At 39.6% G+C, this 20,168-nt stretch carries 15 protein-coding genes; 11 read left to right on the top strand and 4 right to left on the bottom strand.

Going from position 1 to position 20,168, the window contains the following annotated elements:
* The first annotated feature begins 177 nt into the window (after positions 1–177).
* From IGJ46_RS11660 to IGJ46_RS11650, 3 genes are all read left to right on the top strand, one after another.
* Entirely contained in the window at positions 178–540 is a 363-nt protein-coding gene (locus IGJ46_RS11660) for an LPXTG cell wall anchor domain-containing protein (protein ID WP_002396851.1), read from the top strand.
* Positions 527–4,441, top strand: coding sequence for a WxL domain-containing protein (locus IGJ46_RS11655; protein ID WP_218391295.1), 3,915 nt, complete (start codon positions 527–529; stop codon positions 4,439–4,441). Before IGJ46_RS11660 ends, IGJ46_RS11655 begins: the two co-directional genes overlap by 14 nt.
* 357 nt (positions 4,442–4,798) lie before the next feature.
* Positions 4,799–8,662, top strand: coding sequence for a WxL domain-containing protein (locus IGJ46_RS11650; protein ID WP_218391294.1), 3,864 nt, complete (start codon positions 4,799–4,801; stop codon positions 8,660–8,662).
* A 54-nt stretch (positions 8,663–8,716) separates the two neighbouring features.
* Here IGJ46_RS11650 and lepB read toward each other — a convergent pair whose 3' ends face one another.
* The 3 genes from lepB to rpsD all read right to left on the bottom strand — a co-directional run bounded on the left by lepB (position 8,717) and on the right by rpsD (position 10,635).
* Positions 8,717–9,253, bottom strand: a complete 537-nt coding sequence (lepB, locus tag IGJ46_RS11645; RefSeq protein WP_002385230.1) for a signal peptidase I — start codon at positions 9,251–9,253, stop codon at positions 8,717–8,719.
* Between the two features lie 61 nt (positions 9,254–9,314).
* Positions 9,315–9,863, bottom strand: coding sequence for a biotin transporter BioY (locus IGJ46_RS11640; protein WP_002354975.1), 549 nt, complete (start codon positions 9,861–9,863; stop codon positions 9,315–9,317).
* Between the two features lie 160 nt (positions 9,864–10,023).
* Positions 10,024–10,635 carry a 30S ribosomal protein S4 gene (gene rpsD / locus IGJ46_RS11635; protein WP_002365342.1) on the bottom strand — a complete coding sequence of 204 codons (612 nt, stop codon included), beginning with the start codon at positions 10,633–10,635 and terminating at the stop codon, positions 10,024–10,026.
* 323 nt (positions 10,636–10,958) lie between these two features.
* On the opposite strand from rpsD, the gene IGJ46_RS11630 reads away from it, so the two are divergent.
* The 3 genes from IGJ46_RS11630 to IGJ46_RS11620 all read left to right on the top strand — a co-directional run bounded on the left by IGJ46_RS11630 (position 10,959) and on the right by IGJ46_RS11620 (position 13,273).
* Positions 10,959–11,762, top strand: coding sequence for a formate/nitrite transporter family protein (locus tag IGJ46_RS11630; protein ID WP_002365340.1), 804 nt, complete (start codon positions 10,959–10,961; stop codon positions 11,760–11,762).
* Positions 11,763–11,833: 71 nt separating this feature from the next.
* The gene (locus tag IGJ46_RS11625) at positions 11,834–12,487 is read left to right on the top strand and encodes a DNA alkylation repair protein (RefSeq protein ID WP_002354978.1); all 654 of its coding nucleotides are present in this window, start codon (positions 11,834–11,836) and stop codon (positions 12,485–12,487) included.
* Positions 12,488–12,496: 9 nt separating this feature from the next.
* On the top strand, positions 12,497–13,273 hold the full coding sequence (locus IGJ46_RS11620) for an HAD family hydrolase (RefSeq protein WP_002361040.1): 777 nt from the start codon (positions 12,497–12,499) through the stop codon (positions 13,271–13,273).
* A 44-nt stretch (positions 13,274–13,317) separates the two neighbouring features.
* Here IGJ46_RS11620 and def read toward each other — a convergent pair whose 3' ends face one another.
* Positions 13,318–13,881 (bottom strand): peptide deformylase, encoded by a 564-nt coding sequence (def, locus tag IGJ46_RS11615; RefSeq protein WP_002354981.1) that lies wholly within the window; start codon positions 13,879–13,881, stop codon positions 13,318–13,320.
* Positions 13,882–14,160: 279 nt separating this feature from the next.
* Between def and rpsO the strand changes: the two genes are divergently transcribed.
* From rpsO to IGJ46_RS11590, 5 genes are all read left to right on the top strand, one after another.
* Positions 14,161–14,430: a 30S ribosomal protein S15 gene (gene rpsO, locus IGJ46_RS11610; protein WP_002354983.1), complete on the top strand. Its 270-nt coding sequence runs from the start codon at positions 14,161–14,163 to the stop codon at positions 14,428–14,430.
* Between the two features lie 186 nt (positions 14,431–14,616).
* Positions 14,617–16,731, top strand: a complete 2,115-nt coding sequence (gene pnp / locus IGJ46_RS11605) for a polyribonucleotide nucleotidyltransferase (RefSeq protein WP_002354984.1) — start codon at positions 14,617–14,619, stop codon at positions 16,729–16,731.
* 181 nt (positions 16,732–16,912) lie between these two features.
* Positions 16,913–17,773, top strand: coding sequence for a rod shape-determining protein MreC (gene mreC, locus IGJ46_RS11600; protein ID WP_002383273.1), 861 nt, complete (start codon positions 16,913–16,915; stop codon positions 17,771–17,773).
* Complete coding sequence (gene mreD, locus IGJ46_RS11595; protein WP_218391292.1) at positions 17,770–18,279, top strand: rod shape-determining protein MreD; 510 nt, start codon at positions 17,770–17,772, stop codon at positions 18,277–18,279. The genes mreC and mreD overlap by 4 nt, the downstream gene beginning before the upstream one ends.
* A 331-nt stretch (positions 18,280–18,610) precedes the next feature.
* Positions 18,611–20,029, top strand: coding sequence for a CHAP domain-containing protein (locus tag IGJ46_RS11590; protein ID WP_002386276.1), 1,419 nt, complete (start codon positions 18,611–18,613; stop codon positions 20,027–20,029).
* Positions 20,030–20,168 lie beyond the last annotated feature (139 nt).

The following is a 20,168-nucleotide window of genomic DNA, read 5'->3' as shown; positions in this document are numbered from 1 at the left end:
TTAAATAACAAGAGTAGCAACCCTTGCTTAATAAGGGATTTTCGCGAATAGATGTTGTCAAATGAAAAAAAATGATGTTTTGAACAAAGAGTTCTTTGCTATTATAAAGGTATGAAAAAGGTTGTTTACGCATTCTTTATATAGAAGAATGTGAATGAGTTAAAAGGAGGTTTTTAAATGAAAAAAAAGCGTTATTTAATAATTGCGTGTTTACTATTTTCCCCTAGTTTTTTTATAAATGTTGAAGCATCTGAGGGTGGTTCTAGTTCGGTGGGAATTGAATTTTACCAAAATCCGGCAACACCCGCTCCTAAAGATGCCCCACCGAAAACAGATGAGCCAGCTGCGGATCCCAAGGAACCAGCTGGTCCTCTGCAAGGAGATCAACGAAGTGGTGGTTCGACACAGACCACCACAACTGGCTCGCAGCTCCCTCGTACAGGGAGCAAGAGTCAGGCAAATCTTAGCATTCTTGGTCTTGTCCTGATTGGTCTTGTCGGAATGGTCCAGAGAAAGAAGGGACGACATGAAGCAAACTAAGTGGCAACGATTAGCAACCATTGGCTTGTGTAGTTCTTTAGTGATTAACGCCTTTTCTGGCGCGACCGCAGTTGCGGAAAACATCACGATTGAAAGTAGTCCGACAGTAGCAAGTAGCGCTAAGGAAGCAACATCAGCAAGTAGCGCAACGCCAGCAAGTACGGAAAGCAGTCAAGAAACGACTGAAACGAGTCGGGAAGCAGAAACGAAGGGAGCGGAGGAACAAGCCGAAGCAGAAGTACAAACGGAAACGCCAGAGGTGAGAACAGATACCACAGAACAACCTGCAGAAAAGAGTAGTGAGAGTGACCGACAAAAGAATATTTCTCCACGTTGGGTGCCGAATAATCAAGTAATTTATCCGAGAATGACCTTTGCTTTTACGGATGAAACAGGAAAAGCTTTCGCTGATGAAAACTTAACGTTATCAGGGACGTATTATAAATTAGCACGTCACGCGGCAACTAGTCAGTGGCGACCATACGCTACTAGATATCCAATTGTTTCTTCTAATGCAGGTGGTGGACAATATCGAGTAGCTGTCAATGCAGCGGTTCCTATGCCGTACGATTTTCTCACAAATTTACCAGCAGGTTACGCTGTGAATATGTACGCGATTGAACAATTAAAGATTGATAACACACTAAAATATGTCGACAGTATTGTTGCTCCGGTCGGTACTATAAGAAGGACTTATTACAGTGATCAACAAGTATCTGAAATACCTCAATTTGGTAATTACGGTAGTGCCAATTTGACTCAGAGGGATAGAACATTTTCTAAAAATAGTGCAAATATCTTTTCTCTAAATTCAGTAGCTTTGGCTCCATCAATTAATGACGTATTAACGATGATGAGTACAGATGGTACAGTGTCGGCACTAGGGAGGGACATAATATTAGTGGGCTTTGACGGCACATTGACGTATCACCAAACAATGAATTACAAAGTCACACGTAAACAAGTCACCGAAAAGTTCGTAGATACTAACGGCGTAGCCATTACACCGCCAACAGGTTTTACCCAAAATAAGAAAACACCAATGACCAGCAATGCTTTCACCTTCAAACAAGCTGGCACCTTGCCAGAGATTTACAAAGCAAGCAACGGCAAAACCTATCAGTTCAAAGGTTGGTACAAAGGCAAAACCAAGCCAAACACCTTGACCACCACCAAAGCACCAAGCTATGCGGTGACTTATAACGATAATGATGATTTGAACGTGGTGTATGAGGAAGTCGTTCCACGAGATACATGGGTTTATCCAGGTTTCTATGCTGAATTTGTCGATGAACAAGGGGAAGCTTTTACTAATCCTTTGACATTTTCAGGAAATTATACACAGTTTTTAAGAAAAAAAATTGTCAATATATTTGAAACAACAGGAAATCTGTATCCGATGATTGGTTCAAAAGATCCTAGTCAATCCAATAAATATAAGATTGAAACACAGTCACGTATTCCAATTTCGGCTACTTATGACGGAAATGTAACAGGGGATGTCTACGATAAGCGTGAATACGGGTTACACGATTTAACAATCACCAATGAGTTGAAATATGTAGATAAGATTGAAGTGATGAATACGTCATTGCAAGCTGCTGATTATTTAGTCGGATATGTTGGTATAGACCCAATCTTGATTGATTTCCCTAATATTTTACATCCTTTAGAAAGAGCTTTTATCAAAAATACTAATCAGAGATTTTCTATTAATGCTATTTTTGGAGCTAATGGATCTGCTTCCACAATACCGCGTTTGTTAAGAATAGGTGGGAAAGATCAGCCTAATCAAAGAAATGTAACTTTGATGGGCTTTGATGGGACTACTAATTACAAACATACGATGAACTACAAAGTCACCCGTAAACAAGTCACCGAAAACTTCGTGGACACCAACGGCACTAAAATCACGCCGCCAACAGGTTTCACGCAAAATAAAAAAATACCAATGACCAGCAATGCTTTCACGTTCAAACAAGCTGGTACCTTACCTGACACCTACACAACAGGTGGCAAAACCTACAAATTCAAAGGTTGGTACAAAGGCAAAACCAAGCCAAACACCTTGACCGCGACTAAAGCACCAAGCTATGCGGTGACTTATAACAATGATGATGATTTGACGGTGGTGTATGAGGAGATTGAGTTTTTTGACTTCCCAGCGCTGACCTATCAATTCGGGTTCGTAGACGAGTCTGGCAAACGAGTAGATGCTTCAACGATTGATTTGACGTATGACAATTGGCATGGAGAACTGTTATCATCTGTCGATGGTTGGAAAACAACTAATATTGAAAAAGGGCAAGTCGCACTAACAAAAAATAATTTGAAAGAGATTGTTTATCCTAGCCATTCTTTAGAAATAATGAATGGGCGACATTCACAATATAGTGCCGCTAACTTAACATTTAAAATACCCAAGTATTATGAAAATATAAGTGTTTATAACAAGAATGGTACCTTTGATACAGCGTATCCATTTCCGACTATAAAAGTTAATACTTCTACAACTCCGTTAAGTAACAGACCTCAATTGTTTCAATTAAAGAAAAGTAATAATCAATCTTTTATCTTTAACCAAACAACGGCAGCTGCACCAGCAGACGTCCAGGTGCCTTATAATTTACGAGAAATCGTTTATGATCCGGCTAACTCAATTAACAAAGGATTATATCATATGTTAGATAAACCAATTTACTACTATCTAACCAACCGCAAAGTCACCGAAAACTTCGTGGACACCAACGGCACTAAAATCACGCCGCCAACAGGTTTCACGCAAGGGAATCAAATTCCCATGACTAGCAACACCTTCAAGTACACAGCCGCAAAAGCCTTGCCAGCAACTTATACCGCAGGTGGCAAGACCTATACTTTCCAAGGCTGGTACAAAGGTAAAACCAAGCCTAATACTTTAACAACCAGCACTACGCCAACATACAATACAACTTTTGATGGCAATGACGACATGACGGCGATGTATAAGGAAGAAGTGCCGAAAGCAAGTGTCGCTTTAACTCGCCTTACCGCTGAAACCGTGACTAGCGGCGGCAATGTCACCTGGCGTGCCACAATTACCAATACAAGCCAAGCGCCACTAACCACGGCGACCATCAAGAAATCAACCGCTTGGACAACTGGCTTAGCAGCACCAACCGCCATGATTGTCACGCCAGCTGGCGGAACCGCAAAAACAGTTCCCGTCACAGCGACTACGTGGACCAATGGTGTTAGCTTAGGCACTGACATTCCCGTAGGAAAATCTGCCACGGTTCAGTTCACTACGAAAGCGACGGGGACAGCGGGGCAAGTCTTGCGCGCTGGGATTACCACCAGTGGGAATTACAGTGGTGTTTCTACTTCGGCCACCGTACGTGTGAAAGACAATGATCAAGCAATTGTAACACCAACGGCTGAAGGCTTCATCAGTGTTCCAACCTTCAATTTTGGTCAAGTTGGGGTAGCGGGAAGCACGCAACAGCATGGCCTGAAAAAAGCCGCTGATTACTATGGCAACGGCACACGCAATCCCTATCTGCGGATCAAGAAAACCCAACCGAATTGGAGCTTAACGGCGCAACTGTCGCAACCAAAATCAGCGACAGACAGCTTGCCTACAGCGACCCGCTTATTGTTAGGGGCGGCTCCTGTTTCGAGTTTCTCAAATTACAACCAACCTACCGAGTTGAAAAATGCGGTCGGTACTACGAGTACCATTAGTTTGAATGCCAACAACACGGCCACTAGGATTATTGCCAACCAGCAATTCACTGGGAGTAATATTTATCAGTTGGACTTCACCTTCAACAATGTCAAACTTGAAGTGCCAGCCAATCAAGGGGTCAAAGGGCAACAATACCAAGCCGCAATTACGTGGAACTTAGTGACAGGTCCTTAAAATAGTAAAAAAATCATGAGAAAAGCTCAAAATGTTAGTATTAAACACTAACATTTTGAGCTTTTATTTATAAAGATTAAGGAATTTAACTGAGAATCAGTAGCGAAATGGCAGATTTTCTTGATTTTCGCGCATTTTTCCAGTGAAAAAGGACTCTTCCGCCTTGGTATAATAGGAATCGTCGGAAAAGTCACTTGTCTGTAGCAAAATTTGAAATTTCAAGTCCGCCTTTTTTTGATAGAATAATGGAGAAAATTAAAAGATGTACATATACCAATGAACAATAAACCAATACATAAAAAGGAGAAGAGCCTTAATTGTGCTTGGCGGGAATGGTACATAGAAAGAAGGAGCAACATGAAACAGATTAAATTTAAACACTTAGCAACATTTGGATTATGTTGCTCGTTATTAGTGAATTCATTCGCGGGAGTCACAGCTGTTGCAGAAACTGTGCCGAAAGAAAGTAACCAGACAGAAGAAACAGCTGAACCAGTAACAAGTACAGAAACAGAGAAAAAAGTAGCAACAGAACAAACCGAACAGGCAATAGAGACCAAGAATCAACAAGTACATAACGAAATGGATGCTGCATTACAGGATACTTCAGAAGAGAACAATCAAGGAGCAACTGTGCAATCAACCGAGGCTCCGACATCCTCCTCAGAGGCAAATTCACCCAAAATTGAGTCGAGAGGAATCCCCTTAAAAACAGTTGTTTATCCGAAAGTTCAGTATGATTTTGTGGATGAAACTGGTGCGCCGTTTACAACACCCTTAGGTTTTTCGGGAAATTATCTAGCACAAAGTGGGGGCGCAGATGGACCTTTACCTGCACCTTATGATAAACTGTATGGTCAGGCAAATGGTGTGGGTTCCTATATTTTAAGTATCAATAATAATGCAGGGCTTCCCTTGACTCCGCAATTCATAGAAAAATATGGTGCTGGTGGAACAACTCCTGGTACCAAGTATCGCGTATCGTTTATTTTAGACAGGTTAACTATTACGACGTCATTGAAATTTGTGGAGAGCATTGAATATGATGATACAGCAGGCAGTTACTGGTATGTGTATATGTACAAAGGATTTAATACAACGACAGGTATTTTTGACGATAGTATTGAGGAAGGAAGAGTAACGCCAATAAGTGAAACAAATAAGGATAGGACATTCCAAAAAAATACGTTGGGTTCTTTTGGAATCACGCGACCAACTACCTTGTCGATAAACAGTGGTGGCTATCCGGATTGGGTAGCTACCGGATATAACTCTATTGCGTTACGTGGATTTGATGGGACAAATACAATCAAATCAAAAATGGTTTACAAAGTCACCCGTAAACAAGTCACCGAAAAGTTCGTAGATGCTAACGGCGTAGCCATTACACCGCCAACAGGTTTTACCCAAAACAAGAAAACACCAATGACCAGCAATGACTTCACCTTCAAACAAAGTGGTACTTTGCCAAACACGTATCAAGCAGACGGCAAAACCTATCAGTTCAAAGGCTGGTACAAAGGCAAAACCAAGCCAAGTACCTTGACCACGACTAAAGCGCCAAGCTATGCGGTGACCTATGATGGGAATGACAATTTGACAGTGATGTATGAGGCGATTCAAAATCCAGTGACTTTGCCTGATCGCATGTATCGTGTCCTATTTATCAATGAAACAGGGGGGCTGACATTTGCTGATCGTTATGGCTTTACTGGAGAATTAGTTGAGGTTGCGGATGGCAAAGTGACGCCAATTGGCCCAGTCCCGACTAACAATAATAGCGCAGTAAAAGAAATCACTATACCAGGTCGAGTTTTCGATACAGAAAGACCTACGCCGTTGCAATATGGAGTTCGCAATGCAACCTTTACGTTGCCCAAAATGTATAAAACCGTAACGTATCAACCTGGCCCAAATTATACAGGTACAGCCTACTCTATTCCAGAAACGTATCGTCTTAGTTTAAGAAGTGGTGTCAAAAGTGACATCGATACAACTGGATGGCGAATTGGTCTTGACCCGACAACAGATCCACAAAAGTTTACGATGAGCGGTATATACTGGTCATCAATGCCTACAAATGTTAGACTTGCAACACTATTAAGTGCGACTATTACTGGTAAAGGAGTAGAACCGAGTGTCTATACACTAGATGAAAATGCACGTATGTATCTTTACCTAGAAAATCGTCGTGTTACGGAAAACTTCGTAGATACCAATGGTACTAAAATCACCGCACCGTCAGGTTTCGCCCAAGGGAAAAAAACAGTAATTACTAGTGATTCGTACACCTTTAAGCAAAGCGGAGATTTGCCAGATACCTATAAAGTCGGCACGAAAACCTATCAGTTCAAAGGCTGGTACAAAGGTAAAAACAAACCAGACACCTTGACGACGACCAAAGCTCCCAGTTATCCAGTCACTTATAATGATGATGATGATTTGACGGTAGTCTATGAAGAAGTCGTGATGAAAACGTATAATTTACCAGCCAAAGATGTTTACTTTGGTTATGTTGATGAGGCAGGTAACCTATTGAATACAGCAGGCTTTTCTGTAGAAGCCGAATTAGGTGAAAGTGACGAAACTGAATCAACAGTATTAGGGAAAATTCAAGGAACTGATGAAGTGATGAGTAAATTAAAAAAATTATCGATTCCTGGCAAGTCATATGATTTCCCGATAGATAAGCTTAAGACATACGGTGCAAGGTCTGTTAATCATACAATTCCTAAACAATATAAGACAATGTCGATTACACCGCTAGCTACTTATACGGGAGATAAAACAAAGTATCCTATGACCAAAGAGATCCGGAAAAATATAGAAGCGCCATATACGGTTGTTTCTCAAGCTGACGGAGTAGAAGCCTTCAAATTAACTAACGCTGGAACTTTTTTTAGAACCAGACGAGCTTTTTGGACATGGGACCCGAATAACACGTTGTATGCTATGGGAATTTATTCAGGGACAGTCGGAAAAAACTATAACTTAGCTTCTCCAGAGGGAACAATCTACTATTATTTAGAAAACCGTCGTGTCACTGAAAACTTTGTGGATCCAAGCGGCGCTAAAATTACACCGCCAACAGGCTTCACGCAAGGAAAACAAACGGTGATTGACAGTGATAATTTCACTTATGCTAGTACGAAAGCCTTACCAGACACTTATACAACAGGAGATAAATCCTATAAGTTCAAAGGCTGGTACAAAGGTAAAACCAAACCAGGCACCTTGACAACGACTAAAACACCAAGTTACGCCGTGACTTACGACGATAAAGATGACATGACAGCGGTCTATGGGGAAGTCCAACCAACAGCAGAAATGACGGTTAGTCGGTTACTAGAAGTGATCCCAAATGAAGCTTCTATGATGTGGATAGTTAAACTAAAAAATACCAGTGAAGTTCCATTGACCAACGTTAAACTAGCTCCAACGGCCAAATGGGCGGCAGGTATTTCACCACCAACACAATTAGCTGTTCGCATTGGTAATACACCAAATAAAATTATTCCAGTGACGGCAGAACAATGGCAAGCAGGAGTTAACTTAGATATAGAGATTCCTGTGAACGGCGAAGCCTTAGTGACAGTGAACACAGCGAAAATTACGGGAGAACCAAGACAACTTTTAACCGCAGAAATGACAGCTAGTGGAAACTTTTCTGCAGTGACAGCTAGTAACTTTGTACGTATTCAAGGAGAAGATCAAACGATTACGCCAACACCAGTAGAAGAAGGTTTCATTAGTACACCAACGTTTGATTTTGGGAAAATTACGATTAACAGTAGCACTAAGCAGTACGGACTGAAAAAAGCAGCTGATTACTATGGCAACGGCACACGTAATCCATATCTACGAATAAAGACAAGCCAACCTAATTGGCAGTTAACAGCACAATTGTCACAGTTAACAGCATCAGCTGATAGTTTGCCAACTAGTACGCGTTTATTATTAGGAAGTGCGGATGTTATAGCAATCGAAAACTATAATCAAGTCACAGAGTTAACAAATAAAGTTGGGGTTACGAAAGCCTTAACTTTGACGAGTGACGGTACATCTACACCAGTAATTCTTAATAACCAATTTACAGGTAATGATGTCTATCAATTAGATTTTGATTTTGCCAATGTGAAATTAGAAGTCCCTGCCAATCAAGGGAAAATAAATGAGAAATATCAAGGAACGGTGACGTGGAACTTAGTCACTGGACCTTAAAAAAATAGTAAACCGCCCTCAAAAAGTCTAACTTTTTGGGGGCGGTTTACTATTTTATGGAAAGCCAATTTTATCTAATGGATAATAACGAAAAGTCAAAACACCTTCCACGCTCGCTTGTTTAACAAAGCCAAAGTAACGACTGTCATCTGAGCGCGGGCGATTATCCCCCAAGACAAAATACATGCCTTCTGGAACGGTCAGGGATTGGGTGGCTTCTAAGGTCTCTAGCGTAAAATCTTGGGTATAATTTTCATTTTTAGAGACATTTCGTTTAGCACTTGCTAAGTAATCTTCACTGAGTGATACACCATTAATATAAAGGGTATCATCGCGATACTCGACTGTTTCGCCAGGTAAACCAATTAAACGTTTGGCTACTCGTTGGCCGTTGCGAGGACTAGGGAAAGCGATAATATCAAAGCGCTGAGGCTTTTTAATCGAGGTCACCCATAAACGGTCGTTGTTATGAAGTGTTGGTTCCATTGAAGAGCCGTTCACCGCAGCAGGGGAGAACACATAGTGTCGAATTAGCAAGACAGCGACGACTAACAAAACCAACTGAACCAATCGTTTTAATAATGAGGACATGGACTTCACTCCTTTGTCCTTTTAGTGTACTACAGACAAGGAAAAGAAAAAAGTTTTCCCCTTAAGAAAGGTGTGCTAAAAAACGTTTCATAAAGCGTTGGCGAATTAAAATACCAACATAAGCAGCTGCGACAGCCTTGATGATACCAGGAATAATAAACGGAGCAAACCCGCCAGCGAAAGCGTTTGGCCACGGCAGATTTGCGGAATATTTCAACCAAATCATGCCGAAAACTAAGGTAACTAAGGCACCGGCAATATTTGCGATAATGGCCCAAGTATAGTTAAAGGTTGTTTTTTCTAAAATATAACCAGTTAATAAGCCGTTAAAGATAAAGCCGATTAAATAGCCGCCAGTTGGTCCAAAGAGTACACCGAACCCGCTAGACATCCCAGCGTAAACGGGTAAACCAATTAATCCTAATAAGAAGTAAATTAAAATAGCGTAGGTCCCCGTTCGCTTGCCCAAAACGGTAGCGGTTAAGCCGATGGCAAATGTTTGTCCAGTTAAGGGGACAATCCCCAATGGAATTGTAAATTGTGAAAGTACAGCAATAATCACAGCGAATTCTGCTGCTAAAATTAAAGAGCGTAACGATGCTTTATTCATAAGAAGCCTCACTTTCTATTGTTAACCAATTATTTTTATTTGGTTAACAATAGTTTAGCGGAAGTAAACAATTTTGTAAAGAGGGCAAAGAAAAAAACCTTGCCCAAGAAAGGCAAGGTTTTGAAAGAAGGTAAGAACCGTAGTTCGACCTTTTGAAATCTTAAAGTTTTTGGTTGTAGTATTCAACGACAAGTGCTTCGTCGATTTCTGGGTAAAGTTCATCACGTTCTGGTAAACGAGTGAAGCTACCTTCTAATTTTTCAGTGTCAAAGCTTACGAATGCTGGACGTCCAACAGTTGCTTCAACCGCTTCTTTAATTGTTGAGATGTTTTGAGATTTTTCACGAACACCGATCACTTGACCAACTTCAACGTGGTATGATGGAATATCAACACGTTTGCCGTCTACAGTGATGTGACCATGGTTAACTAATTGACGTGCTTGACGACGAGTAGTTGCAAGACCTAAACGGTAAACAACGTTATCTAAGCGTTGTTCTAGTAAAACCATGAAGTTAACACCGTGTTTACCTTCTTTGATTTTGCTTGCTTTAATGAACAACGTACGGAATTGACGTTCGTTCATGCCATACATATGACGTAATTTTTGTTTTTCAGTTAATTGCATTCCGTATTCAGAAACTTTACCACGGCTGTTAGGTCCGTGTTGTCCTGGTTTGTAAGGGCGACGAGCTAGTTCTTTACCAGTACCTGATAAAGAGATACCTAGACGACGAGATACTTTCCATGATGGTCCAGTATAACGAGACATTAAAAATTCCTCCAATAAATAAATGTTTTTTTGGAGTAAAATAATTAGATGAAAAATTCATATTCGTTCAGTTCATTCTTCAACCTTCGCCTTTGCAGCCGCGGTTACGCAGTTGAACCAAGTTTGGCAATGAACTGTTGACGAGTTATTATTCTTCTGCTGCAATTATTTTACACAAAATCTAGTATACTTAATAGGATAGGAAACGTCAAGGTTTTAAAGTGAAATCTGAAAAAAAGGTAGACAAAAACACTTTTCCTCATTAGAATAAGGGGAGATGTTTTGAAAATATAAGTTGAAAACGGAATGAAAGGGAGTTTACAATGAAGTCTGGTTCACCATTGTTTGAACAAATTGATAAATCCATCGACAAGAAAGTGAATTTATTCTCAAACAGCTTTTCCCGCTACGCTGTTCGTGCAATGCTTGCTTGTCTATTTTTAACGTTGGGAACAGCCGTTGCTTTTGCAATCGCAATTAAAGGAGAAGGAATTTCTCATGGTTTAGGGAAAATGCTTTACGCCTTCATGTTCAGTTGGTCACTTGTGATGATTTTATATATGAATGCCGAACTTGGTACCTCGAATATGTTGTACATGACTGTTGGGGTCTATCGTAAAAAAGTCAACTTTTCCTTAGCTGCAAAAATTTTATTTACCTGTATCTTATTCAATTTAATTGGTGGCGTCTTGTTTGGCTTCTTGGTATCACTTACAGTACCGTTCCAAGATTTGCCAAAAGATAGTTTCTTTTTTACATCGATTGCTGGAAAATTAGAAAAAACCACCCTACAGATTTTAGTTGAAGCTATGTTCGCCAATATTGTAGTTAATACAGCCGTATTAGTGAGTATGCGAATGAAAGATGACGCCGGCAAAGTCGCGGCCATTATTTTCATTATCTTTATCTTTGCGTTCCTTGGTTTTGAACACGTGATTGCCAACTTCCCAGCCTTCAGTTTAGCTTACTTTGCTTCGAACGGCGCAATTGAAGCTTTCACAGCTGGTAATGTTGTTCATAATCTGTTCTGGGCCTTTATCGGTAACTTTATCGGTGGTGGCTTAATTATGGGTCTCGGCTATGCCTGGTTAGATAAAGACAACAAAAACTTAACGTATTTTGATTAATTGACCAACCAACTATACTAAAACATGGTACACTGTTTTAGTATAGTTTTTTTATTATAAGGAGCGAAGGAATGGACACACTTCAATTTCAGAAGAACCCAGAAACAGCAGCAAAAATGTCTGCTTATATGAAACACCAATTTGTTTTTGCAGGCATCCCCGCCCCAGAACGTCAAGCGTTAAGTAAACAACTTTTAAAAGAAAGTCATACGTGGCCAAAGGAAAAATTATGCCAAGAGATTGAGGCTTACTATCAAAAAACAGAACGAGAATATCAGTATGTCGCTATTGATTTAGCCCTTCAAAATGTTCGGAGATTTTCATTAGAAGAGGTCGTAGCGTTTAAAGCCTATGTTCCACAAAAAGCGTGGTGGGACAGTGTGGATGCTTGGCGAAAATTTTTTGGGTCGTGGGTGGCGTTGCATCTGACTGAATTGCCAACGATTTTTGCCCTTTTTTATGGCGCTGAAAATTTCTGGAATCGGCGTGTTGCGCTGAATTTACAGTTGATGTTGAAAGAAAAGACCAATCAGGACCTGTTGAAAAAGGCGATTATTTATGATAGAACTACAGAGGAGTTCTTCATTCAAAAAGCGATTGGCTGGTCATTACGCCAATATAGTAAAACGAATCCGCAATGGGTCGAGGAATTGATGAAAGAATTAGTGTTGAGTCCTTTAGCACAACGAGAAGGCAGTAAATATTTAGCGAAAGCGAGCGAATAAGGAGAAATGATGGAAAGAAAACTTTTTGCATTTGATATTGATGGGACGTTGTTAAATTCGGAGAAGAAAGCATTGGATAGCACGAGAGAAGCGCTAGCAAAATTGCGGGAGCAAGGACACTTAGTTACGCTGGCAACTGGCAGAAGTCGTTATATGGCGCAAGAGGTGATTTGGGATTTAGATTTTACCAATTACGTATTATGTAATGGCGCCGCGGCTTTTGTGGATCATGAGCAATATTATCAAAATTTGTTGCACGCTGAAGCGTTGGAACGTTTGGCACAAGACAGTGATCAACGCGGCTTAGGATTTGCTTGTGTGGGTTTAGATGATATTAAGAAGAGCAACCAGCACCGTGCTGAAAAAATGGAAATTGCGATGAACTCTTTTCATTTTCATTCACCTGCTTATGATGAACACTTTTATCGTCAAAATGATATTTACCAAGCGCTGGCTTTTTATGACGCAGAAGATCAGTGTACGTTTGAAGAAGAATACCCAGAATTTCGCTTTATTCGCTGGCATCAACATAGCGTAGATGTTGTGCCTAAAGATGGCTCAAAATCAGCTACGTTAACGTATTTAGCTAAACGTGTGGGCATTGATGCAAAAAATATCATTGCCTTTGGGGACGGCGAAAATGACCGAGAAATGTTAAGCCATGCAGGGATTGGCGTCGCAATGGGCAACGCGAGTCCTTCCATTCAAAAAGTGGCCACAATGGTCACAGATACAAATGATAATGATGGGATTTGGAAAGCCTTAAAAGAAATGAAGGCCATTTAAAAAAAACTGGGCCGTTTGTCTGAAAACAAACGGCCCAGTTTTTTTTATTCGATGACTAAAACGCCCTCTTTTAAAGCAAATGGATTTTCTTTGTTAATATGATCGTAGAACATGATGCCATTAATATGATCAATTTCATGTTGAACCACAATCGCTTCGTAGTTTTTTAAACGAACTTTGTGTTTTTCGCCAGCCATGTCAAAATAACTGACGGTAATTTTGTTATGGCGAACGACATACCCAGGTACATCCCGATCGACAGATAAACAGCCTTCCCCTTCACCTAAACATACATCTTGCACAGAATGACTCAAAATTTTAGGGTTGTACATTACCGTACTTAATGAAGGCGTTTCGTTTTCTGGGTCGTTACTAGGAACATGGACAGCAATAATTCGTTTAGAAATATCTAATTGTGGTGCAGCTAAACCAACGCCACCACGTAATTGTAATTCTTCGGCTTTGACTGGATCTTGACTATTTTTTAAGAAAGTCAACATGTCTTCGCCTAATTGTCGGTCTTCCTCAGTGATAGGGACAGGCACTTCTTCTGCCACAGCACGAAGTGTGGGATTCCCTTCACGAATAATATCTTTCATTGTAATCATTCAATGGTTCCTCCTTTGAAACATAAAAAAATTCTTCTTTTATTTATTCATGCGCTGAAATAATCAGTTGTTTACCACCATTTAGTGTATCACAAAATCACCAAAAAAGGGGCTAGATTGTTTAAAAAAACTATCGAATAATAGAGATTAAGCTTGCATTTTAGCGGTGTTTCCTGTAAAGTAAGCTTGTGTGGAAACACACCATCTATCACTTGGTTTAGCGAATCACCAACGCTTCACTCAGTGATCAGACGAATAATAGAGAAAGAGGTGGAACAAATGGCAATTTCACAAGAAAGAAAAAACGAAATCATTAAAGAATACGCACGTCATGAAGGAGATACTGGTTCTCCAGAAGTACAAATTGCTGTCTTAACTGAAGACATTAACCAATTGAACGAACATGCGCGTACACACAAAAAAGATCACCATTCTTACCGTGGTTTAATGAAAAAAATCGGTCACCGTCGTAACTTGTTAGCTTACTTACGTAAAACTGACATCCAACGTTACCGCGAATTGATCCAACGTTTAGGATTACGTCGTTAATCATTACGTATAAAGCGAGGTTCAATCAGAATCTCGCTTTTTATCTTATTGTCACTATTGAAGGTCCTCTTTGGAAAGTTTTTAGGAACTACTAACCAAATGAAAGAGCAGCAACGACTTGTTACTTTTTCATTTGTTTAGTAGCCGTCTGACTTTTCCAAAGAGCAAGAGTAAAGGAGAAGAATTATGACAGAAAAACAAGTCTTTAAAACAACTTGGGGCGGCCGCCCACTAGAAGTAGAAATCGGCCAATTAGCCAAACAAGCCAATGGAGCTGTCTTAGTACGTTACGGCGATACGGTCGTTTTAAGTGCTGCTGTTGCCTCTAAAGAAGCAAAAGATGTAGACTTTTTCCCATTAACTGTAAACTATGAAGAAAAAATGTATGCGGTAGGAAAAATTCCTGGCGGCTTCATTAAACGTGAAGGTCGTCCAAGTGAACGTGCGACATTAACCGCTCGTTTAATCGACCGTCCTATTCGTCCAATGTTCTCAGAAGGCTTCCGTAACGAAGTCCAAATTACGAACATCGTTATGAGTGTGGAGCAAGACTGTACACCAGAAATGGCTGCAATGTTTGGGTCTTCCTTAGCGTTAGCAATTTCAGATATTCCGTTTGATGGACCAATTGCTGGTGTTGACGTTGGCCGTATTAATGGCGAATATGTTTTAAATCCAACGGTAGAACAAGCGGAACAAACAGATATTGAATTAACTGTTGCTGGAACAAAAGAAGCCATCAACATGGTTGAAAGTGGTGCCAAAGAAGTATCAGAAGAAGATATGTTAGGTGCCTTACTTTTCGGTTTTGATGCCATTAAAGAACTAGTGGCGTTCCAAGAAGAAATTGTTGCCGCTGTAGGTAAACCAAAAATGGACGTGGACTTATTACAAGTGGACGCTGATCTTAAAAAAGAAATTTTTGATGCATACTACAATACAATGAAAACAGCCGTAATGACGGAAGAAAAATTAGCACGTGAAGTTGAAATTGACAAAGTAAAAGATACAGTCAAAGAAGTTTACGCTGAAAAATTTGCGGAACACGAAGAAGAAGCGCAATTACTAAAAGAAGTGAAACAAATTGCGGAAGATCTTGAAAAAGATGTCGTACGTGAGTTAATTACGATCGATAAGATTCGCCCGGATGGCCGTAAATTAGACGAAATTCGTCATTTATCATCAGAAGTAAGTATTTTACCACGTGTGCATGGTTCTGGCTTATTTACTCGGGGTCAAACACAAGCTTTGTCCGTTTGTACATTAGCGCCTTTAGGGGAACATCAAATTATCGATGGGTTGGGTGTCCAAGATAGCAAACGTTTCATCCATCATTATAACTTCCCGCAATTCTCTGTTGGTTCAACAGGACGCGCGGGCTCACCAGGTCGTCGTGAAATCGGTCACGGTGCGTTAGGTGAACGTGCCTTAGCACAAATTATTCCATCAGAAGAAGACTTCCCTTACACAATCCGCTTAGTAGCAGAAGTGTTAGAATCAAATGGTTCTTCTTCACAAGCAAGTATTTGCGCGGGAACATTAGCATTAATGGATGCGGGTGTGCCAATTAAAGCGCCAGTTGCAGGTATTGCAATGGGTCTTGTTAGTGATGGCGAAAATTATACAATCTTAACAGATATTCAAGGTTTAGAAGACCACCTTGGCGATATGGACTTTAAAGTAGCAGGAACGAAAGACGGAATCACTGCTTTACAAATGGACATCAAAATCCAAGGAATTACAGAACAAATTTTAACGGAAGCATTAGACCAAGCGAAGAAAGCACGGATGGAAATTCTAGAAGAATTAACAACAACGATTGCTGCTCCTCGTGAAGAATTAAGTCAATATGCACCGAAAATTGAAATGATTCAAATTAAACCAGCGAAAATTAAAGATGTCATTGGTAAAGGTGGCGAAACAATCAACAGCATCATTGATGAAACTGGCGTTAAGATTGATATCGATCAAGACGGTAACGTAAGTATTGCTTCATCAGATGCTGAAATGATTAAAAAAGCCATCAAGATTATTGAAGAATTAACCAAAGAAGTTGAAGTCGGTCAAGTTTACTTAGCAAAAGTTGTCCGCATTGAAAAATTTGGTGCGTTTGTTAACCTAATTAAAGGCAAAGATGGCTTGATCCATATTTCTCAATTAGCAAACGAACGTGTGAACAACGTTGAAGATGTCGTGAAATTAGGCGACGAAGTCCTTGTCAAAGTAACTGAAATTGACAAACAAGGCCGTGTCAACGTGTCAAGAAAAGCATTATTAAACGAAGAAAACAAAGAAAAATAATTTCTTTTTAAACCAACGAAAACCAAGGAAGCTTCCTTTCTTTTCGTTGGTTTTTTCGTTGAAAACAAGCCCTAAAAAAGAAATGATAAAAAAAGCTAAAGACGATCGCCAACTCTTTTGTTTATAGTCAATTAGTGGTAAAATTAATACTATCAGTCTGAAGAATATCTGGGGTGTCTTTGTGAAAAAATTTAATCCAAATAAAAATATAATCATTACCTTAATTTTAGTCATTATTTTAGTAACCATTATTAGTTTAACTGCTGCGCAACGTTCTGAAAAAGGCAAAACCAATGTCGTTCAAGGTGGCGTCAATAATAGCGTTAGTATGGTGGATCGTGTGATTTCTTTTCCAGCTCGTGTGGTGGAAAACGGCTTGTCTTCAATGGGCAATTTAATTAACACGTTTAAAGAAAACGAACGTCTAAAAGAAAAAATTGATAGCTATAATGAATTAGCTGTCCAAAACAATAACTATAAACGTGAAATTGATAGTTTAAAACAAGAATTGAATCTGAACGAAACGTTGGCCAACTATGAAAAAGTAACTGCGAATGTCATTACGCGTTCGCCTGATACTTGGCAAGACTTATTAATTATCGATAAAGGAACCAATGACGGCATTGAAGCGGGCATGGCGGTCATGGCGCAAAAAGGGTTAGTGGGGCGTGTTATTGAAGTCAATGCAACGACTGCAAAAGTGGAACTACTAACGTCTAAAAATGTTAACTCGAACCATTTCCCTGTGCGAGTAACTTCCGCAAATGGCGAATCATTTGGTTTACTTAAAAATTACGACAATAAGACGAATGCATTAATTGTGTCACAATTAACTGGCGATGCCACTCTGAAAGAAGGAGATGTCGTTCAGACTTCTGGCTTAGGTGGTAATTCCCCAGCCGATTTAGCGGTAGGGACAGTTATTAAAGTGAAACCAGATAGTTTTGGTTTAGATCGTGAAGTGTATGTGAAACCTTATGCGGATGTCTATGGTATCTCTGTTGTGACGGTCGTGAAAAGATCGGCAGGGGAAAGCGAATGATTCGGAAAGAGTATTTAAAATACGTCACACCTATTCTCTTGTTTTTCTTAATGTTAATTGATGCTCATTTAACAAAGTCTTTTGAAACGTGGACAAGTAATGTTTACTTCGCCAGTTCTCATCTGCTATTACTTGCGTTTATGTTTGCCGTTCCTAATTTTTCTAAACGTTATTTATTAATTACTTCGTTAATTTTAGGCTTTATTTGCGATAGCTACTACATTGGCATTATCGGGATTTATACAGTTGCACTGACGCTTTCGGTTATGTTGATGTATACATTTAAAGAAGTAATTCAAACAAATTTACTAACTGGTTTTTTTGGGATCGTTATTTTTACCACGTTGTATGAACTGATTGCGGTACTGATTCAAGTGGCCTTTCATTTAGCAGATGTCAACCCAATTTTATTTATTACACGTGTGTTGGGCCCTACATTGCTATTGAACATGGTGTGGTATGTTATTTTATCTTATCCACTGAAAAAACTGTTTTCCGTAAAATAAAAATTGAAAATTTTGTTCGTTTGCGAAAAATGCTCATTTGTTAGCATTTTTCGCTTTTTTTATTTTCTTTAAATAACAAAACAATGAGAAGATTACCCTGGAGCCTTGAAGAAAGTTGTGAAAAAAGTGAAGCTTTTTTTTGTCATTTACAAGAAGAAAATTGAAATATTACTGTAACATCCATATTATCTCAGTGACATACAGCTGTGCTACAATTGCTCTATCGTTGAAAAAGAGAAATTTATTCAAATTTTAATAAATAATAAAAAAGCTTAACAAAAAAGGATTTTCGGAGGACAACAGATTGAAGAAAAGTGTATTATCGGCTCTAATGGTATGTTCCATTACATTAACAAGCGTAGCGTTGCCATCCGCAGCATTTGCAGATGAATACGATACAAAGATTCAACAACAAGATCAAAAAATTAATGCGTTAACTAGCCAAATGTCAGATGCAGAAGCAAAAGTTGCCGCGATTGAAAATGATATGGTTGAAACGGCCAAACAAATCGATACATTAACAGCTAAAAAGAACAAGCTATCATCAGAAGTATCTAAATTATATAGTGAAATTTCTGATTTGAATGTCCGTATTCAAAAACGTGAAGTACAAATGACAAAACAAGCACGCGATGTCCAAGTGAATGGTCAAAGTGATTCAATTATTGATGCTGTCTTAGATGCAGATTCAGTAGCAGATGCAATTGGTCGCGTTCAAGCGGTCTCAACAATGATGAGCGCCAACAATGAATTACTAGAACAACAAAAAGAAGACAAAGCGACTGTTGAAAAGAAAACAAAGAATGTTGAAAAACAAATTGCTGAATTAGAAGCAGCAACAAAAGAATTAAATGACAAAACAGAATCATTAAAAACATTGAAGATTCAACAAGAAGTGGCTAAAAATGATTTAGAAGCACAACGTTCTGAAGAACAAGGGAAAAAAGACGGCTTCATTAAACAGAAAAAAGAAGCGGAAAAACGTTTAGCAGAAGAACAAGCACGCCAACGTGCAGCTGCTAAAAAAGCAGAAGAACAAGCGGCAGCGCAAGCACAAGCCGCAGCACAAAAAGCGGCAGCAGAGCAAGCGCAAGCAACAAAAGCAGCCAATGAGGCAGCAGCATCAGCCGCTGAAGAAAAAGCCGCAACACCAGTAGTAGAATCATCAACAACTACTGAAAGTACCACAACGCAAGAAACAACAACTTCAAGTACTGAAACAGAAAGTGTTGTAACAACACCTGCAGCAGCACCTGAAAAAGAAAAAGAAGTTCCTGTAACTAACCCAACGACTCCTGAAAAAGGTAATGAAGCAAAACCAGGGAATGGTGGCGTGACTTCAGGAAAACAAGCCGCAATTAATGCAGCTTTAGCAGATGTTGGTAATTCTTATGCAACAGGTTGGAATCAACCAGGTGAATGTTTAGTATCTGTTCGTCGCTGGTTAGCGGCAGGCGGTATTAACTTCGGTTATGGTGGTCCAAACAGTGGCTATGTTGCTTCTGGCGCAACACAAGTTAGCTGGAGTAACGTGCAACCAGGCGATGTTGTTCAATATGAAAGTGCCTATAGTCCAGATAGCTGGATTGGTGGCGTGCATACTGTCTTAGTTACAGGTGTAAGTGGTGGAAGTGTCCAAATCGTTGAAGCAAACAACCCAGGAGGATCTGGTTATGTTTCTTCTAACTCTAACTGGTCACCAGCACCACCAGCTGGATTCCGCGCTGTTGTATGGCGTTTTCCAGGCTAAATAGTCATCTATTAATAATTGATAACAAGGAGTGGTAACTAACAAAAATCGTTAGTTGCCGCTTTTTTTATTCATTTAATTTTAAATATATGCATAAAATGTATCTGAAAATATTGTAATCTGGCCGTTTTTTTGCAAT

The sequence above is a fragment of the Enterococcus sp. AZ120 genome (assembly GCF_050546165.1).
GTDB classification, from domain to species: Bacteria; Bacillota; Bacilli; order Lactobacillales; family Enterococcaceae; genus Enterococcus; species Enterococcus faecalis.
The sequence above is the reverse complement of the archived record's forward strand: the minus strand, read 5'-3'. Positions and strand labels throughout refer to the sequence as shown.

Coding starts and splice junctions, on each gene's coding strand:
- rpsO (WP_002354983.1), top strand. CDS start 14,161: ATGGCAATTTCACAAGAAAGAAAAAACGAAATCATTAAAGAATACGCA.
- IGJ46_RS11590 (WP_002386276.1), top strand. CDS start 18,611: ATGGTATGTTCCATTACATTAACAAGCGTAGCGTTGCCATCCGCAGCA.
- IGJ46_RS11625 (WP_002354978.1), top strand. CDS start 11,834: ATGGACACACTTCAATTTCAGAAGAACCCAGAAACAGCAGCAAAAATG.
- IGJ46_RS11650 (WP_218391294.1), top strand. CDS start 4,799: ATGAAACAGATTAAATTTAAACACTTAGCAACATTTGGATTATGTTGC.
- rpsD (WP_002365342.1), bottom strand. CDS start 10,635: ATGTCTCGTTATACTGGACCATCATGGAAAGTATCTCGTCGTCTAGGT.
- mreD (WP_218391292.1), top strand. CDS start 17,770: ATGATTCGGAAAGAGTATTTAAAATACGTCACACCTATTCTCTTGTTT.
- IGJ46_RS11620 (WP_002361040.1), top strand. CDS start 12,497: ATGGAAAGAAAACTTTTTGCATTTGATATTGATGGGACGTTGTTAAAT.
- IGJ46_RS11655 (WP_218391295.1), top strand. CDS start 527: ATGAAGCAAACTAAGTGGCAACGATTAGCAACCATTGGCTTGTGTAGT.
- lepB (WP_002385230.1), bottom strand. CDS start 9,253: ATGTCCTCATTATTAAAACGATTGGTTCAGTTGGTTTTGTTAGTCGTC.
- pnp (WP_002354984.1), top strand. CDS start 14,617: ATGACAGAAAAACAAGTCTTTAAAACAACTTGGGGCGGCCGCCCACTA.
- IGJ46_RS11630 (WP_002365340.1), top strand. CDS start 10,959: ATGAAGTCTGGTTCACCATTGTTTGAACAAATTGATAAATCCATCGAC.
- IGJ46_RS11660 (WP_002396851.1), top strand. CDS start 178: ATGAAAAAAAAGCGTTATTTAATAATTGCGTGTTTACTATTTTCCCCT.
- def (WP_002354981.1), bottom strand. CDS start 13,881: ATGATTACAATGAAAGATATTATTCGTGAAGGGAATCCCACACTTCGT.
- IGJ46_RS11640 (WP_002354975.1), bottom strand. CDS start 9,863: ATGAATAAAGCATCGTTACGCTCTTTAATTTTAGCAGCAGAATTCGCT.